Annotated in this window: 9 protein-coding genes; 4 read left to right on the forward strand and 5 right to left on the reverse strand. The window is 39.6% G+C overall.

Annotation, left to right across the window (positions count from 1 at the left end):
- Position 1 precedes the first annotated feature (1 nt).
- The 4 genes from ablA to PLE33_05345 are packed head-to-tail and all read left to right on the forward strand — an operon-like array spanning position 2 to position 4,451.
- A complete protein-coding gene (gene ablA / locus PLE33_05330) occupies positions 2-1,249 on the forward strand; it encodes a lysine 2,3-aminomutase (protein ID HPS60666.1) in 1,248 nt (415 codons plus the stop codon).
- A gap of 10 nt (positions 1,250-1,259) precedes the next feature.
- Positions 1,260-2,255 carry a hypothetical protein gene (locus PLE33_05335; protein HPS60667.1) on the forward strand — a complete coding sequence of 332 codons (996 nt, stop codon included), beginning with the start codon at positions 1,260-1,262 and terminating at the stop codon, positions 2,253-2,255.
- A gap of 4 nt (positions 2,256-2,259) precedes the next feature.
- Positions 2,260-3,204 carry a cation diffusion facilitator family transporter gene (locus PLE33_05340; GenBank protein HPS60668.1) on the forward strand — a complete coding sequence of 315 codons (945 nt, stop codon included), beginning with the start codon at positions 2,260-2,262 and terminating at the stop codon, positions 3,202-3,204.
- A complete protein-coding gene (locus PLE33_05345; protein HPS60669.1) occupies positions 3,201-4,451 on the forward strand; it encodes a M23 family metallopeptidase in 1,251 nt (416 codons plus the stop codon). The genes PLE33_05340 and PLE33_05345 overlap by 4 nt, the downstream gene beginning before the upstream one ends.
- Positions 4,452-4,748: 297 nt before the next feature.
- Here the strand turns inward: PLE33_05345 and PLE33_05350 are convergent, their stop codons facing one another.
- The 5 genes from PLE33_05350 to PLE33_05370 are packed head-to-tail and all read right to left on the reverse strand — an operon-like array spanning position 4,749 to position 8,755.
- On the reverse strand, positions 4,749-5,474 hold the full coding sequence (locus PLE33_05350) for an energy-coupling factor transporter transmembrane component T (GenBank protein ID HPS60670.1): 726 nt from the start codon (positions 5,472-5,474) through the stop codon (positions 4,749-4,751).
- Positions 5,474-6,820, reverse strand: coding sequence for an ATP-binding cassette domain-containing protein (locus tag PLE33_05355; GenBank protein HPS60671.1), 1,347 nt, complete (start codon positions 6,818-6,820; stop codon positions 5,474-5,476). The genes PLE33_05350 and PLE33_05355 overlap by 1 nt, the downstream gene beginning before the upstream one ends.
- Positions 6,820-7,746 carry a hypothetical protein gene (locus tag PLE33_05360; protein ID HPS60672.1) on the reverse strand — a complete coding sequence of 309 codons (927 nt, stop codon included), beginning with the start codon at positions 7,744-7,746 and terminating at the stop codon, positions 6,820-6,822. The genes PLE33_05355 and PLE33_05360 overlap by 1 nt, the downstream gene beginning before the upstream one ends.
- Positions 7,743-8,282 carry an ECF transporter S component gene (locus PLE33_05365; GenBank protein HPS60673.1) on the reverse strand — a complete coding sequence of 180 codons (540 nt, stop codon included), beginning with the start codon at positions 8,280-8,282 and terminating at the stop codon, positions 7,743-7,745. Before PLE33_05365 ends, PLE33_05360 begins: the two co-directional genes overlap by 4 nt.
- Complete coding sequence (locus PLE33_05370; protein ID HPS60674.1) at positions 8,282-8,755, reverse strand: cytidine/deoxycytidylate deaminase family protein; 474 nt, start codon at positions 8,753-8,755, stop codon at positions 8,282-8,284. The genes PLE33_05365 and PLE33_05370 overlap by 1 nt, the downstream gene beginning before the upstream one ends.
- Between the last annotated feature and the right edge of the window lie 331 nt (positions 8,756-9,086).

Raw genomic sequence — 9,086 nt, forward strand, 5'->3', positions numbered from 1 at the left:
AATGAGCAAGATTATTGACATTAAAAGCATTGCCACTCCTGAACAATGGAATGACTGGCATTGGCAAATTCAAAATCGGATAACTACTTATGAAGAGCTTACCAAATACATTGCCCTGCAGCCCGAAGAAGAAGCTGTCTTTAAGGATAAGGCATTTTCTTTTCGGATGGCGATTACTCCTCATTATCTTTCGTTAATTGATCACAATAATCCTTATGATCCAATTCGTTTACAGGCAATTCCGCGGATTGCAGAAAGCCATATTTCAGCATCCGATATGGCAGATCCTTTAAGTGAAGATGCCGATGCTCCTGTTCCTGGAATGACACATCGCTATCCTGATCGGGTTTTGCTGCTGCTAACTGATCAATGTGCAATGTATTGCAGGCATTGTACCCGCCGTAGAAAAGCTGGTGAATATGATGCCCCGATGCCTGATGAAAATGTAGAAAAAGCACTGGAATATATTAAAGAACATAAAGAAGTGCGCGATGTAATCTTAAGTGGAGGCGATCCTCTCACTTTAAGCGACGAGCGTTTGGATGATTTATTAAATAAATTGAGCCAGATTGACCATATAGAAATAGTGCGGTTAGGAACAAGAACTCCGGTTGTTTTACCTCAACGCTTTACTAATTCTCTTTTAACTATTTTGAAGAAATACAAATTTGTCTGGTTAAACACGCATTTTAATCATCCCAATGAACTTTGTGAGGACTCCTGCCAAGCCCTTAGCAAAATTGCTGAAACCGGTATTCCGATGGGCAATCAATCTGTTTTGCTGAAAGGTGTAAACGATAATGTGGATGTAATGAAAGCCCTGGTGCATAAACTGGTGAAAAATAGAGTTCGTCCTTACTATATCTATCAGTGCGATCTTTCTGAAGGCATCAGTCATTTCCGCACTCCGATAGCCAAAGGAATTGAAATAATAGAAAGTTTGCGAGGGCATACTTCCGGATTATGTGTTCCTACCTATGTTGTAGATGCTCCCGGGGGTGGAGGTAAAATTCCTGTTATGCCGAATTATGTAATTTCTCAGATGCCGGGAAGAGTTATCCTGCGTAATTATGAAGGTTTTATAACAGCATACACAGAACCGGAATTTGAAAAACAGGACGAAAATAATTACCGTTCTCTTTGTGCCGAAGAATATAAATCCACAGAAGGCATAATGGCTTTGCTGCGGGGTAAAAAAGTTGCTATAGGTCCCGCAGAAACAAAGCGTAATCACCGTAGAAAACAATAAAGAGGACTTTTTGGATTTCTCCTGGATTTCCGATAGGCGATATAAAAATATAGCTATTGCGGGGATCTGTAAAAACGCCGGTAAAACAACGGTCCTGAACTATATTTTGGCAAATTATCCTTATCGTTGGGGTATTCTGAGCACAGGACGCGATGGTGAAACGGAAGATGCTCTTTATAAAACACCTAAACCCGAAGTTATGATTCCTCAGGGCTGCCTTTTCTGCGCTGAAGCAAAAACATTGCTGCCACTCGGCTCGGAAATAAGCATCCTGGCTAAAACTCCTTTTAGTCGCTCCAACAGGGAACTTTGGATTGCCCAAAGCGAAATAGACCTGAAAACGGAAATTACCGGTCCCGCAACTGTTTATGAACAGCTCGCCTGTGCTGATTTAATGAAAAAACTGGGAGCGGAAAAAGTTCTGATTGATGGTTCCTTTGACCGGAAGTCAATTGCCTTAAGCAATGCCGTGGATGCTATAATATTAAGTGCTGGAGCCAGTTTTGGCAATGCTCAAACAATAGCTGAAGAACTGCAACGGCTGATAACTTTATCCCGCATTGAAACTTACAAAAGCCCTGTCTTGCAACAGCTTGCCACCCAAAATAATATCCTGATTAAAGATAAGGGAAGATGGCATTCCACCGGTCTGGCATCCTTGATTTCCAATTCTACAAAACTAATGGAAATATTAAGCCAAACCGCAAAAATAAGCCATCTCTATATTCCCGGTGCCTATACCAGCAGTGTAAACAATCGCATCGGAAAACAATTAAACGGTATTCAGCTTATTTTTCGGCACCCGGAATGTATTAAACTAAGCAGTGACGAACTGAAGCATTTTTTAGAAAATCAGAAGCCCCTTACCCTAATTCCTTTCAAGCTGAAAGCAATTACTTTAAATCCCCACGGAGTAGGAAGTAGTGATATAGATGCGGATGAAATGCATAGTTTTTTACGCCAAATTTTTCCCGATTATCCTTTGTTAGATGTTATGGAGATATAAATAAGTGGCTGATAGAGATAGTATTACTCGCGTAACCGTAAATTTGGGTTTGTTTTCCAATATCATTCTATCTATTGCTAAAACCTTCATTGGCATTATAGGACATAGCGCTGCCCTATTGGCAGATGGAGTCAATTCTACTTCCGATGTGGTCTATTACATAGCAGTTAAAATATTTATGAAACAAGCGGAAAAGCCGGCTGATGTAGAACATCCTTACGGTCACAGACAGCTGGAATCCATTTCTGCCCTCGTAGTTGGAGCTTTTATTCTTACTACCGGAATTGCCATTTTTTGGGAATCTATCAATAAGGTCTATGATTTAATTTCCAAAACCGAAATCGGACATCCTCTTTCCGTTTGGACTTTAGTAATCGCTATCTTTACCTTTTGCTTGAAAATCTTTCTATATACTTACACCAAAAGAAACATACCCAAAACTAATAATCCTACCCTTAAGGCATTGGCAGATGACCATTTGAATGATATTATGGCTGCGGTTGCTGTTTTTATTGGTGTCCTCTTTGGTCGGCTTGGTTATTATTGGATGGACCCTGCTGCCGGAGCTATAGTTGCTGTTTATATCGTGAAAACGGGCATAGAAATAATTATCGAATCCTCTCAGGAATTGATGGATTACCTTCCCGATGAAGGTTTCTGTAAAGAACTGAAAGATGAAGCTATGATTGTGGATGGAGTTCGCAGCATTGAAGAATTGGGTATTCATCGTTTTGGTCCTTACTTCACAGTGAATATGACAATTACTGTGGATGGAGATATCAGCGTGGATAAAGGAAATATGATTTCCGATACAGTAGAAAAACGCTTGCTAAATAAATTCAGTTCCGGCTTAAGACAGGTACATATTCATTACCATCCTTACCTGGAAAAACAACCCTCCCCGCAAACCGAAACGGATTCTGTTACAAAACCTGGAGTTATTGTATGAATTGGGGAAAAAGTATTCTTCTTTCCCTCATTTTTCTGCTTGTAGCCACTTTCTGTATCGTCAGCATTATGGGTATCAATCAAAAGCACGATCCAATAATAAAAACTAACGAACTAAAACCCTCTGACCCTTGGATAACGGAAACAATTCCTGACGGAGGCAGCATATTTTCTGTGCTGGCGGATTTAGATTTGCCCCTGAAAGAAGTTGGTTTACTGGCTTTTAAGTTTGGCGATTATATTGATGTTTCTACTATTCAACCGGGAGATACACTAAAAATAATGCTTTCTCCCGATAAATTACACATTGCCAAAATGATGTTTGTGCAGGAACCCACTACGCGTCATCATTTCACTGTTAGTGGTGATTCCCTCATCTACAATATTGAGACCTTACCGGTTACCAAAACAAAACGCATTCTGGAAGGTAGATTAACAGAAACCCTGGATGCTTCATTACTGGCAATGGGTTTTACTCCTCAAGATAAACAGGCAATAAATAACGGCTTGGAAGCAGAAATAAATTTTGCCCGGGATGCCCGTAACGGCGATACTTTTCGCATCTTTGTAGAGGAACGCATCTTTGAGGGAAAAACACTTCCCGGTAAAAAGATTTTCTATGTTCAATATAGCGGTGAACGAACCGGAAACCGTGAACTTTTCCGCTATGAGGATGCAGAAGAAAATTCCGTGTTGAACGGACTTTATACCAAAGAGGGAAAAAGTTGTCACAGTAACGGTGTGGGCTTTCCTTTATCCGTTATCCACCTTGTTTCTACTTTCGGTAAACGCATTGACCCTTTTTATGGAACCTGGGCTTATCATCAGGGAGTTGATTATCGGGCAGGTTATGGAACCCCTGTTTATGCCGTCGCTAATGGAACAGTAACGAATTCCGGTTACAATGGTGGCTTCGGTAATGAAATTCGCCTAAAACATCCCAGTGGACTTACAACTCAATATGCACATCTTTCCTCAGTAAGCGTCCGCAAAGGACAGAGCGTAAAAAAAGGACAAATTATTGGACGCGTTGGAGCTACCGGAAGAGCTACAGGTGCTCATCTGCATTTTGGGTTAATAAGAGGTAAAAATTATATCAATCCTACGAACCTGAAAATGGTAGGAACCGAAAAACTGAATGAGACCCAACTGGAAAGATTTAGAACGCAGCAACAGAACATTCTGCAAGAAATGAATACCTTGCAGCAACCTAAAGCTGTGGTTGCCGGTAGCATTTCCCGCAGCTGATATTTCCCGCAAACTATGTTTCCCGCAGATTACGCGAATTTTATTTCACGCAGATTTCGCATATTTTTATTTCACGCAGATTACGCTGATTTCGCAGATTATATTTTTATAAACTGAAACCACCAAATGCATTGAGAGTTTTCTATAATTACAATTGTGATATTCATTACTCATCTTAAATCCGACAAATCCCTTTTCTAATTCTCATCTGCGTAATCTGCGAAATCTGCGTAATCTGCGTAATCTGCGTGAAATAAAATCAGCGTAATCTGCGGGAAACAAAACCTGCGGGAAATATCAAATCAGGGTAACAAATACTACCAATGCCCCGAAAATAAGCAAACAGAAGATATCCCGATAGCTGAACTTCTGTTGATGCAGTATATTGCGTTTGCCTTCACTTCTAAAACCTCTTAATTCCAAAGCGATGGCAGAAGTTTCACTGCTTCTGATTAGTTCTGCCAATGCCGTTACAGATAGTTGTTTATAAACCTGTAAGCGTTTGGATAATGATAACTTGGCTGCATCAATTCCCCGTAATTTAAGTCCCGTTACAAATCCCTTCAGTTGGCTTAAAAACTTGGGAACTAAATGGATAGCATAAGATAGCATAAAAGAAAGCTCTTCAGGTAAACGCAAAGCTGAAAATGCTTTGGAAAATTCCGTGTAATTCATAACAGCTAATCCTTTAGCACAATAAATAACGGTTAGTAAACGCAAAGTTAGCTGCAAAGAAAGAAGAACTGCTTCCCGGGTAATTTTGATTATGCCATAAGACCAAAGCAGTGTTCCTTTATGCCTGAAAACAATTTGGAAGAACGCTAATATCAACAAAAACGGCAAAGTATGCCACAGCGTTTTGAATACTTTCAGCCAACCGTTTTCCATCCGCCAACCGGCATAAAGCATTGCCAGAATAGTAAGGCACAATAAAGAAACCGGCTTTTTGGCAATAAAAACAAAGGTGGAAAGCAACAAAACAATGCAGATATGAGTTAACGGGTGCAGAGAACTGTTTTTCATTACTTTTCTTCTTGCAAGGTTTGATTTTGAAATGAGAGCACTCTATTAAATATATCTCTATGCTCTTCCAAAGAATGAGAAACAATCAGCATTCCCGGATAGTTCTTGCTTTTATATTGCAGTAATTGCAGTAGTTGCTTGCCGGCATTTTCATCTAAAGAAGCAAAGGGCTCATCCAATATCCAGAATTTAGACAATAAATAAGGCAAAATTTGCTGTGATACCATTTTCTGCTGTCCTGCAGAAAGCTCTGTAAACAAAGGGTCTTCTTGCAGGGGTAAGTTTATAAGCTGTGGCAGGGCTATCTGCCAAAACAGCCAGTTTTGTTTAACGCTTATTCCTAAAAGGTTTTCTCTGGTTATCTGGCTTTGATAATAGAAGTGAGCAAAGTTCTTAGAATCCAAACCCTGGAGCGGCTTTCCCTGCAATGATATTTTCCCTTTTGCAGGTTTTTGGATACCTGTTAATAACTGAAGGAAAGTGCTTTTACCGGCTCCGTTTTTCCCTTGCAACAAAATATTATCCGTGCTCCAAATTGTCAGAAACAGGTCTTTAACAATAAATTCTGCTTTAGGATATGCAAAACTGAGCTCTTCAATATTGTAAAGAACTTCCGAAACAGGTTTGATGGCACAGTCCCGTTCATCCTGCCAAGGCAAATCTGCCTCGGTGAATATAGAATTATTTATAGCCAGGGGTTGTAAGTTTTCCGGTAAAGTGTATGAATCATCAGCTATTCCTTCAATTAACGGATTGTGATCTGCAATTATGATGATTTTACCTTGCTCTTTCTTGTTTTTAAGCCACTTTAAGACCAAATCGGTTGCCTGTTTATCCAATCCGTTTAAGGGCTCATCTAAAAGCAGTAAGGGAGGGTCAATTGTCTCCGCAACAGCACAAAGCAAAAGTTTTTTCTCCCCTCCGCTAAGCGTGGAAGGGTCTCTTTGTAACATATTTTCCAGTCCAAATTGCCCAGCTGCCAGGTTTATTTTACTCATCAATTTTCCCTGAGGCAAGGCAATATGTTCCAAAGCAAAAGCAAGTTCGGATAGGCAATCGGGAAAAAATAACTGTGCTTCAGTATCGCTTAACTGATGCCATAAATAGTGATATTTTTCTTTCAGGGGAATCGTTTGCAAATCCATATCCCCTAAAAGAATGTTGCCGGTAGTTTGGGCTTTCACATATTCCGGAATTATTCCACTGATGGCATTCAGCAATGAACTTTTTCCGCTGGCATTATGTCCCTTTAAATGAAATATACAGCCCTCAGGAATTTTTAGCTTGATACCCTCACATAATTTCCTTTCCTCAAAGGAAATACCGAAATCCTTCAAGATAAGCATCAGAAAAGCTCTATGAAAAGCGCTCCTTTAAAAACCTGCGGTTCAGCTAAGGCATCGGTAAAATTCATCACCTCTTCCCCATCCTCAAAAACAATCCTGAATTGCATTTCCTGAGTTGTTTCCCAATGCAATGTTTTCGCCAATGGAATAAACTGATTGATAGCATCATCGCTAATTAACGCATAGTTATCACATTGCAGATAAATAACATCCTTCATCCACATTCCACCCGGAATTTGGGGACTTTTTAAATTGTAATGCCCTTCAGCTGTTTTTTCCAGAATTGCCCCCTCCAAATGCAAAGGATAGGTTAAATGCTGTTTCAGTCCATCTCTGCTGTATAAAATAACCTGTTTTTCTTCCGCTTCTGATAAATCCATCAAAATATCACTGAGAAACCAACCTTGTGTTTTTACAAAGGGTTTGGGGTCTTGCTGCAAGGGATATTTTTTTAAGGCCTCCTGCATAAGATAAAAACGACGGGGACGAATTAACGGCTGAAAATTTTCCAGCACAACGCGCTCCAAACCTTTAATCCATTGCATTTCTCTTAAAGCAGGAAAAATTAGACGCAGCATATTTTCCTCAAAAGGAACTCCATCCTGACCTGTAACAATGTAGCTTTCCAAAGAATCAAATTCAGCTTTTTCCAAAGTTACCTGATAGCGGTCTGAGGACTCCAAACGGATAGTGGCAAAATCGCCTAATTTCTGCTGTTTCAACCAAATATCAAAGCGAAAACCCTGCCAGGTGTTAAGACGCACAGTTCCATCTTTTTCCCGGGTAGTTTTTATTTCCTGCATTTCCTTTTTATACAGTTCAGCATTGTCATAATAATGGCTAATGCCTTTAGTATCTATTATTTCCAAAGATGATAGGGTTAAAATAACTCCAAGTATGATTAAAAGACACAAATCCTTCTTCATTGAATAATCCTTGCTCCCTTTAGTGATTGATATATGCCGAAACCAAGATAGCCGCCTAAAATACCGGAACTAAATGCCGTACAAGTATTGAAAATAATTATCACGGTTGGCATCCGAAAAAAAATGGCAGAGGATATCAAAGAACCGGTTAAATTGGCACAACCGCAAAGAAGTAAATGAGTTATCAGTTTGTTCTTATAAGGCAGCAGCCAAAATAACAGGTCAGCAATTATCCCCGGTGCCGTATATGCCACCAAAGAAAAAGCACCCATCTTTCCTGCCATTCCAATCAGCAATACCAGAATTGACTGTAACAGACCAAAAAGCGTTCCTGTAAAGGGCTTATCTACTATTACAACTGCTAAAACCAACCACAGCATATAAAGTCCACCGGTAATTGAACCACCAGGTATGCCCAAAGGAGTGGAAATTAACTTAGTTACAGGATTGATAACCTGCTTAATTGCAATTCCCAAAGCAGCTATGGAAGTGATTATGATTAAGTCCTTTACGCTAAATTTACGAAAAATGCTCATTAGATTAGTTTCTTTAGCGTATTATTTTTCAAATCAAACTTGATAAGCTCAACACCTGCTTCCCGAAAGAGTTCTTCCCCTAATTCATCAGGATAGGGTTCAGCTATATAAACGGTTTTGATTTCAGCATTAATTATTAGCCGGGCACAAATACTGCAGGGTTGATTGGTACAGTAAAGAATGGCACCCCGAGTGGAAGAACCATTGATAGCTGCTTGAATAATAGCATTTTGTTCGGCATGAACTCCTCTGCAAAGTTCATGATTTTTACCGGAAGGAACATTTTGCTGCTCTCTTAAACAACCAATTTCTGAGCAATGAGGAACACCTTTAGGGCTGCCGTTATAACCGGTAGCTATAATTTGATTATCCCGAACCAAAACAGCACCTACTTTTCGGCGCAAACAAGTGCTGCGCCTGGAAACAAGATATGCCATCTCCATAAAATACTGTTGCCAGGAAGGTCTTTCCACTCTTTTTTCTTCCCTTCTGTTTTTTTGCTATCTTTTGCAAGACCTGCTTTCTGTCAAGATGGAAGGTCAACAAAAGGTTTTTTCTCTTCATAAAGGGAAAAGAGAAATGAAGTAACTTGGGTCTATTAACTCAGAGCAGGGAATATAAGGGAAAAAGAATAAAATAAAACATCTCCTGTTCTTTTATCTGTGTTATCCGAAAGAGATATTTATAATAAATCAGGGTTACTGTCTATTTTACCATCTCACTATTTTATTTTACCATCATCATTTTGCGGCACCGGCTTTTTCCTTCGGTTTCTAAACGCACAAAATATATTCCGCTGGCAAG

This window comes from Candidatus Cloacimonas sp. (genome assembly GCA_035403355.1).
Classification (GTDB): domain Bacteria; phylum Cloacimonadota; class Cloacimonadia; order Cloacimonadales; family Cloacimonadaceae; genus Cloacimonas.

What these genes read in the sequence shown, in the direction of transcription:
- ablA (HPS60666.1), top strand. Translation starts at nt 2, where the DNA reads ATGAGCAAGATTATTGACATTAAAAGCATTGCCACTCCTGAACAATGG.
- PLE33_05345 (HPS60669.1), top strand. Translation starts at nt 3,201, where the DNA reads ATGAATTGGGGAAAAAGTATTCTTCTTTCCCTCATTTTTCTGCTTGTA.
- PLE33_05350 (HPS60670.1), bottom strand. Translation starts at nt 5,474, where the DNA reads ATGAAAAACAGTTCTCTGCACCCGTTAACTCATATCTGCATTGTTTTG.
- PLE33_05355 (HPS60671.1), bottom strand. Translation starts at nt 6,820, where the DNA reads ATGCTTATCTTGAAGGATTTCGGTATTTCCTTTGAGGAAAGGAAATTA.
- PLE33_05360 (HPS60672.1), bottom strand. Translation starts at nt 7,746, where the DNA reads ATGAAGAAGGATTTGTGTCTTTTAATCATACTTGGAGTTATTTTAACC.
- PLE33_05365 (HPS60673.1), bottom strand. Translation starts at nt 8,282, where the DNA reads ATGAGCATTTTTCGTAAATTTAGCGTAAAGGACTTAATCATAATCACT.